The organism is Streptomyces nodosus, from assembly GCF_008704995.1.
Lineage (GTDB): Bacteria > Actinomycetota > Actinomycetes > Streptomycetales > Streptomycetaceae > Streptomyces > Streptomyces nodosus.
In genome coordinates this window covers 235,727-253,495 of record NZ_CP023747.1, presented here as the reverse complement: position 1 = coordinate 253,495, position 17,769 = coordinate 235,727, and the positions used below count along the sequence as shown (strand labels likewise).

General features: G+C 67.3%; 16 protein-coding genes and 7 pseudogenes. 13 read left to right on the top strand and 10 right to left on the bottom strand.

The window, feature by feature from the left end:
• Positions 1-18 precede the first annotated feature (18 nt).
• A complete protein-coding gene (locus tag CP978_RS01300) occupies positions 19-1,629 on the top strand; it encodes an ISL3 family transposase (protein WP_311774999.1) in 1,611 nt (536 codons plus the stop codon).
• A gap of 51 nt (positions 1,630-1,680) precedes the next feature.
• A complete protein-coding gene (locus CP978_RS01295; protein WP_144401415.1) occupies positions 1,681-1,938 on the top strand; it encodes a DUF6221 family protein in 258 nt (85 codons plus the stop codon).
• A 161-nt stretch (positions 1,939-2,099) separates the two neighbouring features.
• Here CP978_RS01295 and CP978_RS01290 read toward each other — a convergent pair whose 3' ends face one another.
• A complete protein-coding gene (locus tag CP978_RS01290; RefSeq protein ID WP_043447881.1) occupies positions 2,100-2,714 on the bottom strand; it encodes a DUF4240 domain-containing protein in 615 nt (204 codons plus the stop codon).
• A gap of 258 nt (positions 2,715-2,972) precedes the next feature.
• Between CP978_RS01290 and CP978_RS01285 the strand changes: the two genes are divergently transcribed.
• The 4 genes and pseudogenes from CP978_RS01285 to CP978_RS01270 all read left to right on the top strand — a co-directional run bounded on the left by CP978_RS01285 (position 2,973) and on the right by CP978_RS01270 (position 5,512).
• Positions 2,973-3,428 (top strand): nuclear transport factor 2 family protein, encoded by a 456-nt coding sequence (locus tag CP978_RS01285; protein WP_227745277.1) that lies wholly within the window; start codon positions 2,973-2,975, stop codon positions 3,426-3,428.
• A gap of 150 nt (positions 3,429-3,578) precedes the next feature.
• Positions 3,579-3,692 (top strand): annotated as a pseudogene (locus CP978_RS01280) (transposase); the annotation flags it as partial.
• Between the two features lie 123 nt (positions 3,693-3,815).
• A pseudogene (locus CP978_RS01275) lies at positions 3,816-5,066 on the top strand (IS256 family transposase).
• Entirely contained in the window at positions 5,063-5,512 is a 450-nt protein-coding gene (locus tag CP978_RS01270) for a HEAT repeat domain-containing protein (RefSeq protein WP_043436831.1), read from the top strand. The pseudogene CP978_RS01275 and the gene CP978_RS01270 overlap by 4 nt, the downstream one beginning before the upstream one ends.
• Here CP978_RS01270 and CP978_RS01265 read toward each other — a convergent pair whose 3' ends face one another.
• Positions 5,513-6,103 (bottom strand): sigma-70 family RNA polymerase sigma factor family protein, encoded by a 591-nt coding sequence (locus CP978_RS01265; RefSeq protein WP_052453908.1) that lies wholly within the window; start codon positions 6,101-6,103, stop codon positions 5,513-5,515. It abuts the gene before it with no gap.
• Positions 6,104-6,260: 157 nt separating this feature from the next.
• Here CP978_RS01265 and CP978_RS01260 point away from each other — a divergent pair.
• Positions 6,261-7,015 (top strand): annotated as a pseudogene (locus tag CP978_RS01260) (transposase); the annotation flags it as partial.
• Positions 7,016-7,114: 99 nt separating this feature from the next.
• On the opposite strand, the gene CP978_RS01255 reads toward CP978_RS01260, so the two are convergent.
• From CP978_RS01255 to CP978_RS36310, 3 genes and pseudogenes are all read right to left on the bottom strand, one after another.
• On the bottom strand, positions 7,115-7,318 hold the full coding sequence (locus tag CP978_RS01255; protein ID WP_043436829.1) for a hypothetical protein: 204 nt from the start codon (positions 7,316-7,318) through the stop codon (positions 7,115-7,117).
• A 408-nt stretch (positions 7,319-7,726) separates the two neighbouring features.
• Positions 7,727-7,807: pseudogene (locus CP978_RS35410) on the bottom strand (methylated-DNA--[protein]-cysteine S-methyltransferase); the annotation flags it as partial.
• A 680-nt stretch (positions 7,808-8,487) separates the two neighbouring features.
• A pseudogene (locus tag CP978_RS36310) lies at positions 8,488-9,456 on the bottom strand (IS630 family transposase); the annotation flags it as partial.
• Positions 9,457-9,671: 215 nt separating this feature from the next.
• On the opposite strand from CP978_RS36310, the gene CP978_RS01230 reads away from it, so the two are divergent.
• From CP978_RS01230 to CP978_RS36305, 3 genes are all read left to right on the top strand, one after another.
• Positions 9,672-10,061, top strand: coding sequence for a beta/gamma crystallin domain-containing protein (locus tag CP978_RS01230; protein ID WP_144401414.1), 390 nt, complete (start codon positions 9,672-9,674; stop codon positions 10,059-10,061).
• A gap of 430 nt (positions 10,062-10,491) precedes the next feature.
• On the top strand, positions 10,492-11,376 hold the full coding sequence (locus CP978_RS01225) for a hypothetical protein (protein WP_150478121.1): 885 nt from the start codon (positions 10,492-10,494) through the stop codon (positions 11,374-11,376).
• 402 nt (positions 11,377-11,778) lie between these two features.
• Positions 11,779-12,839 (top strand): IS630 family transposase gene (locus tag CP978_RS36305; RefSeq protein WP_423218870.1). Its coding sequence is split into 2 segments (ribosomal slippage): positions 11,779-12,225 and positions 12,228-12,839, totalling 1,059 coding nucleotides; the frame shifts between segments, so codons are not numbered across the junction.
• Between the two features lie 225 nt (positions 12,840-13,064).
• Here the strand turns inward: CP978_RS36305 and CP978_RS01210 are convergent.
• The 4 genes from CP978_RS01210 to CP978_RS01195 form a co-directional block, all read right to left on the bottom strand.
• Entirely contained in the window at positions 13,065-13,952 is an 888-nt protein-coding gene (locus CP978_RS01210; RefSeq protein ID WP_043436819.1) for a helix-turn-helix domain-containing protein, read from the bottom strand.
• 135 nt (positions 13,953-14,087) lie between these two features.
• A complete protein-coding gene (locus CP978_RS01205; RefSeq protein WP_052453907.1) occupies positions 14,088-14,453 on the bottom strand; it encodes a hypothetical protein in 366 nt (121 codons plus the stop codon).
• A complete protein-coding gene (locus CP978_RS01200) occupies positions 14,450-15,082 on the bottom strand; it encodes a SigE family RNA polymerase sigma factor (protein WP_043436816.1) in 633 nt (210 codons plus the stop codon). The genes CP978_RS01205 and CP978_RS01200 overlap by 4 nt, the downstream gene beginning before the upstream one ends.
• A 71-nt stretch (positions 15,083-15,153) precedes the next feature.
• The gene (locus CP978_RS01195) at positions 15,154-15,585 is read right to left on the bottom strand and encodes a hypothetical protein (protein ID WP_043436815.1); all 432 of its coding nucleotides are present in this window, start codon (positions 15,583-15,585) and stop codon (positions 15,154-15,156) included.
• A 232-nt stretch (positions 15,586-15,817) separates the two neighbouring features.
• Here CP978_RS01195 and CP978_RS01190 point away from each other — a divergent pair, with 232 nt between their 5' ends.
• From CP978_RS01190 to CP978_RS01180, 3 genes and pseudogenes are all read left to right on the top strand, one after another.
• Entirely contained in the window at positions 15,818-16,249 is a 432-nt protein-coding gene (locus CP978_RS01190; RefSeq protein WP_043436814.1) for a hypothetical protein, read from the top strand.
• Between the two features lie 71 nt (positions 16,250-16,320).
• Positions 16,321-16,548 (top strand): annotated as a pseudogene (locus CP978_RS35405) (tyrosine-type recombinase/integrase); the annotation flags it as partial.
• 225 nt (positions 16,549-16,773) lie between these two features.
• Positions 16,774-16,992: pseudogene (locus CP978_RS01180) on the top strand (hypothetical protein); the annotation flags it as partial.
• A 41-nt stretch (positions 16,993-17,033) separates the two neighbouring features.
• On the opposite strand, the gene CP978_RS01175 reads toward CP978_RS01180, so the two are convergent.
• Positions 17,034-17,633: a histidine phosphatase family protein gene (locus tag CP978_RS01175; RefSeq protein ID WP_043436809.1), complete on the bottom strand. Its 600-nt coding sequence runs from the start codon at positions 17,631-17,633 to the stop codon at positions 17,034-17,036.
• Positions 17,634-17,769: the final 136 nt, after the last annotated feature.

Here is a 17,769-nt window from a genome sequence, read left to right as displayed (position 1 = left end):
CGCTCTGCAGGTGCCCTGGTGTCCATCTTTCGTGGTGGTCTGCCAACCGATCGGGGGACCTCGGCAGCGTGTAGCACGGGTGCCCCTGTCGCCAGAGCCGCTTGCTGCAGATTCTTCTGCGGCAAAGGGCCAGCGCGTTCACTGCTTAGTACTCCAGCTGAGTCGGTGCACAGGGACGCTGGCGTGGTCGTGCTACGTGCACAATCTCGTACACGTTCGGCGCGGTGTCCGGGGTGCGGAAGGCGGTCCGGCCGAATACACGGTCGGTACGAACGGCGGCTCGCGGACGTGCCGTTGGGCCGGCTGCCGGTGGTGATCGTGGTGCTGACACGGCGGTTCAAGTGTCTGACGGCCGAGTGTTCGTCGGTCACCTTCGCCGAGCAGATTCCGGGACTGACCCGGCCGCACGCACGGTACACGCCCGTCCTGCGAGACCTCCTCGGCAGCGTTGCTCAGGCGCTGGCCGGACGGCCCGGCGCACGGCTCGCCCGAAGGCTAGGCATGACCGCGGCGAAGGACATCCTGCTGAGGCTGCTGCGGACCACCGTGCTGACCGGACCGGGGCCCGTCCGGGTCCTGGGCATCGACGACTTCGCCCTACTCAAGGGCCACACCTATGCCACGCTGCTGGTCGATCTGGAGACCCGTCGACCGATCGGCCGCGAGGCCGCACCGGTGGCCCGCTGGCTGGCCGGCCACCCCGAGGTTCAGATCATCTGCCGAGATCGCGCCTCCGCCTACGCGGAAGCCGCCAGAACGGCCGCCCCTCAGGCCGTCCAGGTCGCCGACGCCTGGCACCTGTGGAACAACCTCGCCAAGGCCGTGGAGAAAACCGTCACCAGCCACGACGACTGCCTCCGCACCACCCACCAGGCCAAGCACCAGCCCGGAGACCCGCAGCCACCGGCGGAACCGGACGGCATGCTCGACGTCCGCGGCCGGCCCCGCCAGATCGTTGCCACGATCCGCGAACGCCACCGCGGCCCCCAGGAACTCCTCACCCAGGGCCGATCCCTTCGCGGAATCAGCCGTGACCTGGACCTGGATTACTACGCCGTCCGCCGATACTCCCGGACCGCGAACGTCGACGAGCTACTGGTGAAGGTCACCCAGCGCCGGACACTGCTGGACGACTATGTACGCGACCAGGGCTTTTCCGGAGACAGGAGCGTGGTCAACTCCCACGTCCGCCTGCTCAAGCAGGGCACCATCACAGCGCCGCCGCCCCCGGCACTGCCGAAACCCAGAAGAGCCCTGCGCTGGATCATGACCCGCCCCGAGCGCCTTCGCTCCAAGGAGGCCGTAGGCCTGAAGGAGATCCGGGCGGCCTGCCCCGAACTCGACGCCGCCGTCGGCCACGTCCGAGCCTTCGCCGTGCTCATGCACGAGCACCGCGGCGAAGACCTCAACGAATGGATCGAACAGGTCAGACAGCACGATCTACCCGCCCTGCGGCAGTTCGCCAACGGCCTCCTCCATGACCGAGATGCGGTCGTCGCCGGCCTGTCAAGCACCTGGAGCTCCGGCCAGGTCGAAGGCCAGGTCACGAGGGTGAAGCTGATCAAACGCGCAGGCTACGGCCGGGCCAAGCTCGATCTCCTCCGCACCCGCATTCTCCTCCGGCTTTGAGACGGGTAGGAATCCTTCCCCACATCGCCGCAGGTGGGCAAAGATCTCTTCATGGACGACCTCCTGAAATTCCTCCACGCCCGCTATGAGGCGGACAACCACGCCTATGCCGATGTGGCCTACCGTTCCGGGGCCAACGCCCTCCTCGACAGCCACCTGCCGATGCTCGACCTCGTCGACATGCTGGCCCGGGATTACGCGGCAATGGATCCGTCCGACGCGCGCTTCGCCGGTCTCGGACATGCTCTTCGCGTGCTGGCACAGTCGTACGCCGAGCACCCCGACTACCGGGAGAATTGGCGACCATAGAACCTGGCCCAGGTGGGTCCCGGAGCGTCACAAGATCAGCGCCAGAGCCGGTGAACCTGCTCAGTCGCCTGTCCGTCAACACCGTGTCGAGTCCCCCTCTCGCGGACGCCGCCCCCCGGCCGCCTTCGACGCGGGCAGTGTCCTTCTGACGCGGCGCCGGGTCACTGACTAGGCGCGCGTGCCTCCACCGGGAAGAGGGCGTCGAGCCGAGGTGTCCCCGCCCCCGCGGCGCGCCGGGGTATCGCACCCCTCGTCGTGGCCCTCACGGTCTCGTCCCCTTCTTCATACTCCGACCGCGCCTCCTGGACGGCGTCCAGGGCCTCGTAGAACGCGTCCCCGCAGTCGTCCTCCTGGCCGGTCAGCTCGTCGAAGACATCCTGCGCCACGTAGTCGAGATCCTCCCATTCCGGCCAGTCGTCGTCGTGCCACTCTCGAAGGTGCCGCCCCGCCAGGGCCCGCACCTGGGAAACGTCGGCGAGCGCATCCGGATCAGCGAGCACTGCCTCGTACGTCCCTCGCCCCTGCGCCACCAGCCAGAGCGCGAAATAGTCGAAGCCGTCGTCGGAACACGAGCCGCCCTCGATCCGGCTCACCGCCCGCCACAGCGCGCCTGTGGCGACGGCCTCGCACGCGGCCTCCAGGTGCGCCTGGAACTCCACGCCCGCCGCAGCCGTCCAGCGCAGCAACTCCCCGCGCAGCCAATCCAGCCGCTCGCTCCGGTCGCCGGGGCGGCGGCTCAATTCGTCCATGAGCGCCCAGAAGGTCTTCTCGTCCATGCGGCACAGAATCGCAGCCGCCACTGACACACCCGAGAGCTCCATGCGGCAACAGCAGCGATGGGTCTACCACCATGCACAGCAGACTGTTCAGCAAGGTCTTCCCACACCTCACGGACTGAGAGGTGCTTCGAGCGCCCCCGGCTCGCGCTCTGCCCCCACTGCTCGCGCCACCGTGGGTGGTGGCCTGGGCCGGAAACCTCGTTCGGCCAGTACCGCGTGGCCCGTTCTGCTCAGGCTGAAAGGCGGGTGGTCAGCGTGTCGGACCGGATCGGGAACGACACTCTCGAACGTTACGAGCAGATCGTCAAGCAGGCCCGCGAGCTGGTCGATCAGCTCACCGGCTTCCAGTTCAAACTCGGCGACATGGGCCTGGAGATCGAGCCGATGCGGCCGGTGGGCGGCGCTCACGAGGCCGCGGACGAGGTCCTGCACGGCTGCGACTCGCTGGCCCCGGTCTTCGACAATCTGAACACGTACGAGACCACCACTCACTTCAACGGGCAGAGCACGGTCTCGCTGGACGGAGCCCGGGCGACGGCCGAGAGCTATTGCCTGGCGCATCACCTGTCGGTGGGTGAGGACGGGCAGCGCACGCTGATGATCGCCGCTATCCGCTATCTCGACGAACTCGTCAAGCAGGACGGCGGGTGGCTGTTCGCCGAACGCAGACTGCTGGTCGACTGGACCGAGACGCGACCCTCCGCCGCCTGACTGAAGAAGCTGGCCGCGGCCGGGGACGGGGGCGTGCTCAGCCGGTTGCGCGTCGGCCGGGGCCGCTGTGCCCGGCCACTGTCAGCGGGGCGGCGACGAGCGCGCTACACGTAGGGAGTGCAGGGTTGGTCGTGTGGTCGGGAGGACGTCGGCCACCTGGCCGCCTACGCGGGTCTCGTCCCGGCGACCCGGAGCTCGGGCTCCTCGATCCGCGGCGAACAGCCTTCCCCGAGGGGGAACAAGCAGCTCAAACGGGCTTTCTTTGAGCAATGTTGGGAGACCTGTGGATCGGTTCCGGAAGGAATGCGGAAGGCGTACCTTCCCGAACGATGCTTTGATGGTCTCCGAGTAGGCCCGCGTTGCAGCGCGAGTCGGGAAGGCACGCCCGTGTTCAGCGTAGTCACCGACGACGGCTCCACCCAGTCCGGCTCCCTGATCGACGAGATCGTCCGCGAAGGAGCCCGACGCATGCTTGCCGCCGCGCTGGAAGCGGAAGTCAACCAATACATATCCGAGTTGACTGTGGAGAAGGACGAGAACGGGCGTCGCCTGGTGGTCCGCAACGGCCACCACCGGCCACGTTCGGTGGTCATCGAGGCCGGCCCGGTGGAGGTCAGGGCCCCGCGGGTGAACGACCGGCGGGCGGACGAAGAGACCGGCGAGCGCAAGCGGTTCTCCTTGAGGATCCTGGCGCCGTGGTGCCGTAAGTCGCCGAAGATCTCCGAGGTGCTGCCGCTGCTCTGCCTGCACGGACTGTCGTCCGGGGACTTCGTACCAGCCCTGGAGCAGTTCCTCGGCGGCACCGTCGGCCTGTCCCTGGCCACCGTCACCCGGCTGACCGAGCAGTGGAGCGACGACCATACCGTCTTCCAGTCCCGGGACCTGTCCGACCGCGACTACGTCCACGTGTGGGCCGACGGCGTGCATCCCAAGGTCCGTCTCGGCCAGGCCCACTCGTGCGTCCTGGTCCTGCTCGGCGTCCGCCTGGACGGGACCAAGGAGCTCGTCGCGCTCGCCGAGGGCCTGCGGGAATCCACCGAGTCGTGGGTCGACCTGCTTCGAGACTGCCGTCGGGGCGGCATGTGCGACCCCAAGCTGGTGGTCGGAGACGGCGCCATGGGCCTGTGGCGCGCGCTCGCTGAGGTGTTGCCGGCCGCACGTCATCAAAGGTGCTGAGTCCACAAAGCCCGCTACGTCACCAACTGCCTGCCGAAGCCCGCCCAGCCCGGGGCGACGAAGGCGATGCAGGAGATCTACAACGCGGAGGACCGCGGCCACGCCGAGAAGGCGATCGAGGCCTTCGCGCGCGCCTACGGCGCCAAGTTCCCGAAGGCCGTCGCGAAGATCACCGGGGATCGGGACGAACTGCTCGCGTTCTACGACTTCCCGGCCGAGCACTGGATCCGCCTGCGGACCACGAACCCCATCGAGTCGACCTTTTCCACCGTCAAGCTCCGCACCAAGGTCCCCCGCGGTGCGGGCAGCCCGGCCGCGGCCCTGGCCATGGTGTTCAAGCTCGTCGAGTCCGCCCAGGTACGATGGCGCGCGATCACCGGCGCCCACCTGGTGCCCCTGGTCCGCGCCGACACACGCTTCGAGAACGGCGTCCTGGTCAAGCAGTCCGAGGTGACGGCATGAACGCCATGTTTGCGGCACTTGAAGCGCTGACTGACCGCGAGCCGGACCGTCGGGATGTCGCCGCCGACATCCTCGGGGACCTCCTGCGCGGCACCGCTCTCGACGCGGACTCGGCCCGCCTGGTCGTCGGACGCCTGGTCAGCCTGGCCGTCAACGAACCGGTGACCAAGGTGCGCGAATCCGTCCTGAACTCGATCAGCGAGGCGTTCAACCACCACTTCCTGCCCCTGGACCTCGTCGAACCACTGACCGCCGCCATGCCGACGATGGAGCGCGAACTCCTCGAACACGCCCTCTACATCCTCGGCGCCACCCACGCCTCGCAGGCCCGGCCGCTGATCGAGCCCTTCCTCCACCACCCCGACCCAGAGGTGCGCGAAGAAGCCCGGCTCGCAACAGCCGAGATCACCGCAGCCGAGTCGGAGGGCCTCACCCACAACTCTTGACTATTGCTCGATCCGGCCCTGGGCATCGAGTTCGAGGGTGTGAAGACCGCGTGGAACGGGCCCCGCGGCGGCCCACTCGTAGCCGCCACCGCGGGCGCTGCCCACGACGTGCCGCACCCTGGTGCCCTTGCCTGTGTAGGGCAGGACGTCGGAGGCGGTGGTGAGGTAGGCGCCGATGCTGCGGGGGCCCAGGATCTGGAGGTGCGCGGTCATGTCCTCGAATACGGCGTCCGAGGCGAACAGCGCCGCCGCGCGCTCGCCCTCACCCGCCTGCAGGGCTGCCGAGAGCTGCTCGGAGACCTTCCGGATCACCGGCGATGCGGTCTCGCCGACCGTGGACTCCATCCAGTCCGTCGGGAACTGGTCGGCCGGCAGGCGTTCCGCGTCGAGGTTGTCGGTCCCGAAGTGGCGGCCGCCCCAGTAGTCGACCCAGCGGGCGATCTTGCCGCGCTGGAAGTTGACGACACCGGCGGCACGCATCTCCGACGGGCCGAACAGCCCCGTCGTGTTGGTGAAGAACACGACGGCGCTGGTGGCGTCCCCCAGGATCCGGACCGGGGAGGACGTGCCGTCCTTCGGCCACCGGGGCATGTACTGGGCGAACAGGTCATGGATGGCCTGCCAGCCGTAGAAGGGCCGCGACCGCGCCGCCGCCGACGGCGACGCCTCTCAGGATCCCGCGCCGCGAAACAGCGCCCGCCGTTTTGCCTTTGTCATTCATCTCCGGCTCTTTCTGCTGTGGGTGAGGAGCCGCCTGGCCTTGGCCCAGCACCCGAAGGAGTACCGGCGCGGGCGACAGACCCTGATCCGCACCGACTCCGCGGGTGGCACCCATGACGTCGTCGCCTGGCATGCCCGGCGGGGACGGTGGCTGTCCTACTCGGTCGGCATGGTGATCACCGATGCCGATCCATGGGCACGTGCTGAAGGTCCCGGCATCCGCCTGGACGCCGGCCGTCGAGGCGGACGGCGAGATCCGCGACGGCGTTTGGGTCGCTGAACTCACTGGCGACGTCCTGGAGAGTTGGCCACAGGGGATGCGGCTGATCGTTCGGAAGGAAAGGCCTCACCCCGGGGCCCAGTTGAGACTCCCCGACGCGGACTGCATGCGACTGACCTGCTTCGCCACCAACAGCCCCGGCTGGCCAATCGCCGAGCTTAAGCTTCGTCACCAGCTGCGGGCCCGGGCCGAGGACCGCATCCGGGCCGCCCGGGCCACCGGGCTGCGGAACCTGCCCCTGCACCCACACTGCCCAGAACTGCATCTGGCTGGAGATCGTGCAGATCGCGCTGGACCTGCTGGCCTGGATGCCGATGCTCGCGCTGACCGGGAAGGACAGACTCTGGGAGCCCCGCCGCCTGCGGCTCCGCCTGCTCACCGCGGCCGGACAGCTCGTAACCACCGGCCGCCGTCGGGTCCTCCGCCTGGCCCGGCACCGGCCCTGGACCAACTACATCACCGCCGCCCTCGACCGGCTCACCCAGCTGCCGGACTCCGACTGACCGACGGATTCCCCGTCCCTACGACAGCACCTCAACACCCGGAACAGTGGAACCCGGCGCCACCCCGAGGCGACACTCGGGCTTTGGCCCTGACCAGCCTCAGCCCACCGCGGCGGTGGCGCTCACCGTGCTGCTGGCCACCATGGAGGCCAGTTCCGTGCGCAGGCGGGTCATGCGGGCGAGCGGGGACTCGGGGACCTCCTCGTCGAGTTCCACGGTGTCCCCGCCGCTGTCCCGCCCTGCGGCGCTGATGACGCCGGCCGAAGCCGACTGCGGACGCTTGGTCTTGCGGACCGAAGTCAAGGTGCGCCCTGTTCAACGCCGAGTACGCCGATCCCGACCGAGATGCGGAAGGACGTGCGCAGCGGGCGGTGCGGATCGCTCAGGTGCCGTCCCGTGTCGTGATCGGCGCCAAGAAGCCGGAACGGCTGGAGGAGAGCGCACTCAAGTGAGAAGACCATAGGGAAACGGGATCTGACCTGCAGATACGTAATTCCACTCTAGCCGAGGAGAGTGGGATGCCTCGGTCTTGTGGGGTGATGCTGTGCAGGGGACGTCGGCCGATTTTCCGTGACCCGGCCCGTGTGGCGAGCTGGTGCTTATGAGGGGTAGCTCGTTGGGGCGATCGGCCGGCCCTGGTGACGACGACGTCGTTCGCCGCTGCCCCGTCCGAAGACCGGGGCAGCCGTCACATTCAAGAAGACGTTCGGCGTATAGGCCGCAAAGGTCGCCGTCGTCGGCGACGAGGGTCAGCAGGCCGTTGGGGCTGTCGGTCACGGTGTGGTCCTTCACGGCTGGTCCTTGGCGTCCTCATACGGGATGGAAGTTGATCGGGTGACTGCGGGTACTGGACGGCGCACGCCCTCCAGCGGGTGAGGCCGCCGCCCGCGGGGTGCCAGGCAGGCCAACTCCTGTGCACCACGCCGGATGCCGAGGAAGCGGAGCAGTACCTCTGTCGACGGCCGGTCGCCGCCCCGGCGTGACTGAGATTGGGATTGCATCTGAAGTTGAACTCGTGATGTCGGTCGGATCGCGGCGGCGTCACGGTGCGAGACCGCTGGAGGCTGCCGGCAGGTTCACGAGGGTGGCTGCAGCCAGCGCCGCGCCGCGGCAAGATTCACCTCGATGTCATCGCTCCAAGAGCAGACCTCCAGCCATGAGAGGTAGCCACCTTGCGCGAAGACCAGGACCTCGCCAGGGCACTCGCCGGCTTCGGTGAGGAGCTGGATGTCGGCAGCCACGACGGTGCCGAGGCCGGTCGCCGCGGGCTCCACCTGGTCGGTGTCGAGTTCGAAATAGGTGGTCCCGCACCCGCACTTACAGCGAGATTGCACCCTGAGTTGGGGAACCTGCCGTCGGAGGGCGACGTGAAGGGGCTCGTCCGGGTTCAGGACGAGGTCAAGCACGTCGGCTACGTCATCCGGCAGGCTGTCAGTCACACCACCACCGTAGCTGACCAGCAGCTTTGGGCCCTCCGGTCGGTACTGCAGCATCTTCAGCTTGCGCTTCACTGCGCGGGTGATCTGGCCGAGGTCGGCTGCGGCGAAGTTGCCGATGTCGCGCTTGACCAGCGACCAGACGCCCTCGGTCGGGTTGAGGCCCGGGGCATAGGTGGGCAGCTGGAACACGGTGAGCCACTCGGTGTTCGCGTCGATGAACTCCCGCATGCTCGCTGTGAGGTGCAGGCGGACGTTGTCCCAGACGAGCACGATCGGGCCGCCGAGCTGAGTGCGGGCACGGATGATCAGGTCGCGGTACTCGCGGATCGCGTAGATAAGCCGGGACCGCTCGCCGGGCTTGTAGCAGGCCATGCCCGCCATCGACACCCGTCCGGAGCCCCGGCCCCTCACCCTCACGACCGGGAGTGCGGCCGATCCGGCCCCAGGTCCTGGCGCGCGGCGGAGTCATCGACTGGCCGGCTTCGTCCTCGAAGACGATCCAGGTGTTGCGCTCCGCCGCGGTGCTCTTACCCGTGGCCAGGTCTCCTTCTTCCACACCTCGACCGCCGAGTCGTCGCGCTCGATCGCCCGCCGAGTGGGCTGCTGCCAGCTCCAGCCGTGCTTCAGCAGCCGCCAGGTGCCCTCGACCGTGTAGGAGACATGGAACAGCCGGCCGATCAGCGTCCTGATCCGCGCCAGCGTCCACCGCTGGTCCGCCCAGCCATGAGCCAGTGGACCACGCTCCAACTCCCTTTCCAACCTGGCAATCTGGGCTTCACTGAGCCGGGAACGTCCTGGCGACCCCTTTGACAGGACTCCCGCTTCGCCCAGCTCGCGCCAGGCCCGGCGCCACCGCTCGACCAACCGCACGCTGATCCGCAGGACAGCGGCAATCTCCACGTTCGTCTGCCCGCCCTCGAAACGCCCCGCGGCCTGCAGCCGTAACTGCTCCCGCGTGGTCCTCTCGGCGTCGGTCAGCCCGCCACCCTGTGCGTACCTCACACCCCAGGGCTACCGGTGCCGACCACCAACTGTCAGGCGAACGGCACCGACATCACCCAATCAAGTTCAGTCGCTGACCCATCACAAGATCACGCAGCTGTGACAGCAATCTGAAGCATGGCCTTGCGCTACCGCAGGGACGTAATTTCGAGTTCATACTCCGATGCCCGCCGGTCATTAGGAACACGGGCTTGGACCACCTTCAGGAGGGGAATGTGTTCTCAGCGAAGAAGCGACTGAAAGCAGGCGGCGCTGCCGCGCTTGCAGGGGCCGCCATCATGACACTATTCGGACCGGTGACGAACGCCTCCGCCGGTGAACTTCCCTGCGGCAATCACACTGACTATCTGAAGATCCAAGTTCACAATGCCTCGTCTGATGACTGGAATGGTACACGCTGTTTTGCGGGCCCGCAGACAGTCGGAAGGGTGGAGGGCTGGCTGGACGAAATCTCCACCGGAAACAACGACTGCGAAACTTGGGGCGGAAAGTGGACCGGCACCGGACCGGCCGCGGGCTACGAGGAGCTTCTGCAATTTCCAAGGTGGACCTGGACCGTATTCCCGAACCGTCCGCCTCTGGTTCACTACGTGATAATCATCTGAACAAGGGCGACCAAGGGAATATTTCCGCCATGGGGTGACCTCGCCGGAGCCGCGTGAATCTAAGCAATCACGCTGTCGCCCCTTGCCGGCCAGCATTCGATGAAGATTTGGCTGGCTGCGACCCTTCGCGTGGGTCTCGGCCAGCCTATTTTCAATATCCGAGTCCAGAAGTATCTGCTCGGACATCCGGACGCCCAGTCCGGCGATTTGCGGATACGATTGATCTTTCGGCGTTACCGTTTACGGTGTTTGATTTACCGCGCGGTTCGTTGCGAAAGATTCTCCTTTTTGTGCTTTTAAGCGTCACGGGGTTTCCCGCCATCAATACGGAATGCGGGCCGGGCGTTATGGCTGTCTGTGAGCAAATGCGAGCCCGGTCAACCTGTTGCACTCCCCGAAGAGGTATTTCCGCATGCTATCCAACCGAGATTTGGCCATCGCACAGCGAGGAGGAAGAGGGCTTGCCGTTACGGCGACGATTGCGGGCTTCGGTCTGCTGGCCACCGCCTGCTCTTCGAATCACGCGATCAGCGACGACGTCACGCCGCCGGCCCTTACAGTCTCGCCAACAGCGCCCGTCAGCGGGTATGACGGACTGTCACGAGCCCCACTGTCCTCCTATGGCACCTCCGAGCAAGACAGCGACCTGCTATTCGAGACGCGAAAAGCTCTGATCATCCGCTGCATGAAAGGCCGAGGAAACGAAGCCTACTCGGGTCAGAACATTATCCGTGTCGCCGTGAAGGGCAGCAAAGAGGCGTTGAGGCCGGCCGGAGCCTGGGGTTACATCGGTCGCGGAACAGCCGAGCATAAAGGCTTTCACACTGCGATTGCAGCTCCAGACCGTGTAGGGGGCGGAAGCGGGTATTCGCAGAAGGACTTCCAAGCCTGCTCTGTCGAGACAAACAAGCTACTACCCACTCTGGCAGAAACTGACGGCTGGAAGCTCACCCAGGCCTTGTTCAATCAGTCATTCCAGCAGACGGCTGCGGACAAGCGAGTGGTCAGCGCCCGCAACCGCTGGGCCACTTGCATGGCCGCAGCCGGACATCCCGCCCGCGATCCCGAGGAACTGGCAGCAGGCCCCTGGGACACAGCTCAGCCGACCGCCGATGAGATAGCCGCGGCCACAGCCGCTGAATCCTGCACTGCCTACTCGCATCTGGCCGCAGTCTACTTCGCTGTACTCACCGGGTATCAGCGGCAGTTGATATCGGCCAACTCCGTTGCCCTGAACGTCTATCAGAAGCAGGTTGACGAAAACGTGGGAAAGGCGGCGCTCCTTCTCGTCGAATCTTCCGGTAGCGCGCGCTGACCGGCCGCATCTACAGTGATGAAAAGACTCCTGCCGCCACGATGTCAAAGGCCGTCTCGATACACAGATTCAACGGCTACAGATTCCCTCTACTAAAAGGTCTCCCTTTGCCAGTCCGATGGCCGCACCCCGATCTGACGAAGGAACGTCGCTGAAAAGGAGTTGGGGCCGGTGAATCGACACCACTCAGCGATCTGGTTGATGGTTAGTCTCGCGCTTTCACCACTCGGACAGCCCGCCTCGTGAACGCGCGAGGCTAACCGCCCGTTCGATGACGGCGATGCGAAGGCGAACCGAGGTTGCGTCGGTTGATCTGGTGCTGGGAGAGGAGGCGATTACTGACCTTCAAAGGGCGGTGGCGTAGGGGCTGACGTCTCATGATCCCCGCGGTATGCCGCCTGCATGAGGTACGCGCAGGGCGGTGGACTGACCGATGAACGACGGGCCTTTCGGGAGAGATTGCGGTTGGAGGCGGCCGAGCGGTTTGGGCACGGGGACGAGACCGCAGTCATCGCCCATGACCTGCGGGTCAGCATCCGATCGGTGCAACGCTGGAGGAAGGCCTGGTCGCAGGGTGGGCCGAGAGCTCTGGCATCGAAGGGGCCGGCGTCGCTGCCGTTGCTGAGCGACGAGCTCTTCGCCGTGCTGGAGCGTGAGCTGCTCAAGGGCCCGGTAGCGCACGGTTGGCCGGACCAGACGTGGACTCTGTCGCGGATCAGGACGCTGATCGGGCGCCGGTTCCACAAGAGCTACACCGTCCAAGGTGTCGCCGCGCTGGTCAAGCGGCATGGCTGGAGTTGCCAGGTCCCCGCTCGCCGGGCGATCGAGCGGGACGAGGCGGCGGTGGCTGGCTGGGTGAAGGAGACGTGGCCCCAGGTGGAAGGACCGTGGCGGCGCTCGACGCCTGGCTCGTCTTCGAGGACGAGGCCGGCTTCTCGATGACGCCGCCGACCACCCGAACCTGGTCGCGCCGCGGCCACACCCCCGTCATCCGCGTCAGAGGACGCTCCCGCCGCCGCTTATCGGTGGCTGCCCTTCTCTGCTACAAGGCGGGTGAACCATCCCGGCTGGTCTACCGGCCCTGCCCCGACGCCCGACCGGACGGGCGCAAGAGTTTCTCCTGGAAGGACTACCGCGACCTCATCCAGAATGCCCACCACCAGCTCGGCGGCCCGATCGTGCTGGTCTGGGACAATCTCAACACCCACCTCACCGCCGGGATGCGCCGCTACATCGCCGACCGCGACTGGCTCACCGTCTTCCAACTCCCGCCCTACGCACCCGACCTGAACCCCGTCGAGACCATCTGGTCCATACTCCGGCGCACCAGCCTGGCGAACCGGGCCTTCGCCAACCCCGACGACCTCGTCACCACAGTCCGGAAGGGTCTGCGCCAACTCCAGTACCGCCACGACGTCCTGGATGGCTGCCTCACCGGCACCGGCCTACGCACGCCACCCTGACGACATCACGCATTCAAGGTCAGTAGTGCCGTAACTCGGCTGAGGACGGCCCTGACCGCAGGCCACCCTGCCCTGGATACGGCACACTGGATGGCGCTCTGCAATGACAGGGGGAGGGGACGTAACAGGTTTCTGGACCGGTCCCAGACCAGTGGTCACGCTGAAAAGGGTTGACCACTCTTGGGCGTGTCTTGCCGAGGATCTCACGAGAGCCGCGTCAGAGAGCTACCCGGCGGTGGCCTTACGGTAGGCGGAGGGACGGGCGCCGACTTGGCGCAGGAATGCCGACGACAAGGCGCTAGGTGCAGTGAAGCCGCACCGCCGGGTGATCTCCTCGATGGTGAGGTCGGTTTCCGACAACAGCCGTTGGGCCAACTCGATACGAAGCCGTGTGAGATATCGATATGGCGTTAGACTAGTGGCATCCCTGAAAATTCGGACGAAATGGTACACGCTGAGGTGTACTTCGGCCGCGATCTCGGCGAGGGTGAGCGGTTCGGCCAGGCGGTCCTGCATGAGGGAAATGCCGTTGCGTACTGCGGCGTGCTCGTGCCCGTGCGCGGGCGGTATCCGGCCCCGGGACAGGAGATGCACCGCGAGGAACGCCGCAGCCGACTCGGCGTACAAGTCCCCCGCATCTCGGCTGGCCGGCAGCGAACGGACGATGTGTTCGACGACCGGGTCGCCCGCGCCCAGTCCGGCGGACAACGCCTCGAAGTCCGGACCGCGCTGCCTCAGCCCGTGGGCGGCCTGCTCGATATCAGCCCGTCGGATATGCACCTGGACGGTGGACAGGACCGACGTCGTTGCGTAGCTGCGCACAGTAGCCTGGCCAGGCACCATGAGTTCGAGCCGGCCAGACCTCCAACGACGTCTGGTCGGTGGCCCTCCAGAGCTGACCCGCATTATCGCTTCTCCCCCAGTGCACAGCACGAGATGCAGGTCAGACGTTCCAGGCAGCAGCAAGTCTTCGACTTGGCGAGCATGCACAAAACTCTGCACCAGCAGCGACCGCCAACCCGCATCGCTCCAACTGCAGTAGCCGCGTTGCACATACTGCGTCTCATCAATGCCGGCATACGGCGCCAGATCGAAGTCAGGGGAATCGAACACATGGGATCCAATTGATGTCAGCGGAAGCTCAAAGGACGATTGACGCGGTCCCCGGCGGTACGAGGACGACGGGTGGGCAGTCCGGCGGTGAGGGCGAACGTCCGGTCCGGCTTTGCCGCACCCATGGTCGGCGGCTCAGTGGCGGTAGGGCTTGCCGTTCGCGTCACCGGGGACCCCAGACGGGTTGGGCTTGCCGTTGGTGTCACCGGGGACGCCGGACGGGTGCGGCACGGTGGTGGGAGGGGTGACGGTGGGGCTGGTATGTCGTGCGGGCGGTGTCGGGCGGGGGCGGTCCGGGGTGTTGGGGGACAGCAGGAGGACGACGGCGGCCGCGGCCGCCGCGGTGGCGGCGGCGAGGGACACGACCCGCCGAATCCGACGTGTGCCCCAGGTATTTCCGGTGGGCGGGTGGGCAGGTGACAGGTCGTGGGCGCTGATGAGCTGTCCTCGCGCTTCAAGTGCGGCGCGCAGCCTCTCCTCGAGCGGCGGCGGGGTGGTCATCGGTCCGTCTCCAGGAGTTTTTCCAGCGTGGCGAGCGCGCGGCTCGCTGTCGACTTGACGGTGCCACGGGACACGCCGAGGGTCTCGGCGATCTGCGCCTCGGTCAGGTCGGACCAGTAGCGCAGGACCAGTACCTCGCGCTGGCGCGCGGTGAGTTGCGCCAGCGCGTCGAAGACCTGCCGGTGCTCCTCGGCGAGCAGCAGCAGTTCGTCGACCGGCGCCCCGGGGCCCTGGTACGGCGGGGTGTACGCGCGTGCGGTGCGCCGTCGGCGGAGCACCGAGCGGGCGGCGTTGACGACCGCGGTGTGGAGGTAGGCGTGTGCGTCCTGGAGGTCGTCCAGCCGTTCGCCGTGCCGACGGCAGACGGCGGCGAAGGCGTCCTGGACGACGTCTTCGGCGGTGTGCAGGTCGTCCACCAGGAAGGCCGCCAGGCGGACCATGTCGAGCCGCCGGGTGCGGTACAGGTCGGCGAGTGTGGGGGAGGTTTCTTCACCGTCCCGGTCGGCCGTCGGATGCAGGTGCCGGAATCGTCGGCCGGGGTGGGGCGCGGCTCCCGCCGGGGTGGGGGTGGTGGTCCGGGCGCGGCGCAGTAGCCGGGCCCACCAGGGCAGGGCAGGGGTGAGCTGCATCGGTCTCGTTCACATCAGGGGTGTGGCGGGGTCGGCTCTGGTCCGACCCCGCCACACGCATGGTCGGTGACTCAGTGGCGGTAGGGCTTGCCGTTGGCGTCACCGGGGACCGCGGACGGGTAGGGCTGACCGTTCGCGTCGCCCGGGACCGCGGACGGGTAGGGCTTGCCGTTCGAGTCGCCCGGGACGGGAGTCGGGTCAGTGTGGGTGGAAGTCTGCTTCCCCGGGGTGGAGGGCACGGCGCTCGGGTAGGGCTTGCCGTTCGAGTCGCCCGGGACGGGAGTCGGGTCGGTGTCGGCGGAGGTCTGCTTCGCCGGGGTGGAGGGCACGGGCTTCGGGTCGGCCTCGGTCGACGTGTCCGACTTGACGACCGGGTGCGCGTGGCCGGCGGTGGCCGCCTGAGCGGCGATGCCGCCGCCCACCACCAGGGTGAGACCGGCAGCCGATCCCAGTACCCAGGTACGTAGGGAACGGTTCGACTTCTTGGCGCGGATGTGCCGCATAGGTAACGACTCCAAAGAGTGTGGGGACAACGCTGACAGGTCGGGCAGCGCCGGTACTGAAAATCCCGTACCGGAAACCGCCTTTCACCCCACCAGACGTGCGGCCCCACCTGAGGTTGTCGCAACCCGCAAAAAAACCTGCAGCCTCCCTGGGGCCAGCCGGCCGTCTCGTCGTCCCGGCCAATGCGGCGCCCTCCACAGATCTGTCAAAGACCACCGACGGCGACAACCTGTGCGCAATCCGCGCCTGCACCCTAGACTCGGCCGGCAACCGCACCGCCCTGACCTGACCACAAGCGGAGACTGCAACGGCACCACAACGACCACCTACACCTACGACGCACACAACCGCATCACCACCAGCGGTTACTCATACGACGCCTTCGGCGACACCACCGCCACGGCGGACGGAACCGCATACGACCACTACGCCGACGGCGCACCGCGGCAGATCACCAGCGGAACCGATCGCGAGACCTGGACACTGGACGCCGAGCACCGCATCGGCACCGCCACGACGGCCTCCAGCGCCAGCGGCACCTGGACGACCACTTCTACGCTCACCAGCCACTACAACGGCCTGCGAGCCACGCCCAGCTGGGACACCGACGGCACCGACGTCACCCGGTACGTCACCGCCCCCGACGGCAACCTGCTCGCCTGAATCACCCTCTCTCCTCCTGACCTTGATCAAGATCAGGAGGGACCACCACAGAGAATCAGATTTGATCCGCCGTCAGAGGGTCAGGATTCACCCGTCGCCAAGAGTCCGGCGCCACGCTCGAGGACACCATGGTGCGAGCCGGCCAGTCGTCGGAGAAGGCCGCGCTGATCTATCAGCACTCCGACGACGCGCGGCAGCGAGAGGTCGCCGCAGCCCTCGACGCCACAGTTCGGAAGGCTCGGGCCGAGAAGGCTGAGAGGGGGAGGGACCCGGCAGGCCTTCCGGCACGCGACGAGTGATCACCAGGTGCGGCAACAAGGCCTGGGCCTTTGACGTGGGCCTTCATTCTGGAGCGGGTGACGAGAATCGAACTCGCGCTCTCGGCTTGGGAAGCGATGACGCTTGGACAGGCTCCAGGGGCTCTGACCAGAGCAGATACCTGGCCCTTGAGGTGGTCGCGCGGGGCTGGATCGCACTGCTGTTGACCGGATCCTTCCGTGCCGCAAGCCTTCCCGGTCCATCCCCTCCACACGGCCGAACTCGCCGACGACCGGGCCCGCGCCGGGCACCCCGACGAGGCCGCCGCGGCCGGGCTGCGCGTCCTGGACCTGCTGGACGAGGTCCAGTCGTCCCGGGTGCGGAGGATGCCGGCGGGCATGGCCCGGGTCCTGCTGCCGCACCGCCGCGCCTCGGGGGTGTCGGACTTCCTGGAACGGCACGGTGCGCTGCCCCGGTCGGTCTGAGCCCGACGACGGCTGGCAATCGGGTCCCCGGCCGGGAACGGTTACGCGCTCAGGTGGCCGCAGTCGTTCCAGGTCTCGATCGTGGGCTCTCCGTAGGAGGACCACCCCAGGACCGAGAGGGACGTGGGATTGAGGCGCCCGTGGGCCGCGAAGTCGATGTCCAGGCCGAACCAGCGGGCGCCGATCGTGCGCAGGATGTAGTTGTGGGCGAAGACCAGCACGTCACGCTCCTCGGAGCGGACCCACTCGACCACCGCGTCCGCGCGCGCGGAGACCTCGGCGCGGCTCTCGCCCCCGGGCACACCGTCCCGCCAGATCAGCCAGTCCGGACGTTCGGCCCGGATCTCGTCGGAGGTCATCCCCTCGTACGCTCCGAAGTCCCACTCCGTGAGCGCGTCCCACGGGGTCGCCCGGTCGCCGAAGCCGGCGATCTCGCACGTCTCACGCGCGCGTGCGAGCGGACTCGTACGGATCTCCACCCCGGGGAGGCCGTCCATCGGCGCGCGGTGCAGGCGCTCGCCGAGCAGTTTCGCGCCGAGTCGTCCCTCGTCCAGCAGCGGGATGTCGGACCTGCCGGTGTGTTTGCCGAACAGCGACCATTCCGTCTGTCCATGCCGGGCCAGCAGGATGCGCGATGCCATGAAAGGGCCTTTCCGGGAGACTCGAGCTGCGTGCTTCTTCCTCTGCCAGGCGCGCTTCTTCCGCAGCCACTCGCTCGTGGCCCAGGTCGACGCCTTCATTCTCGAGTACCGACAGCATCAGGGCGGGCGGCGTGCA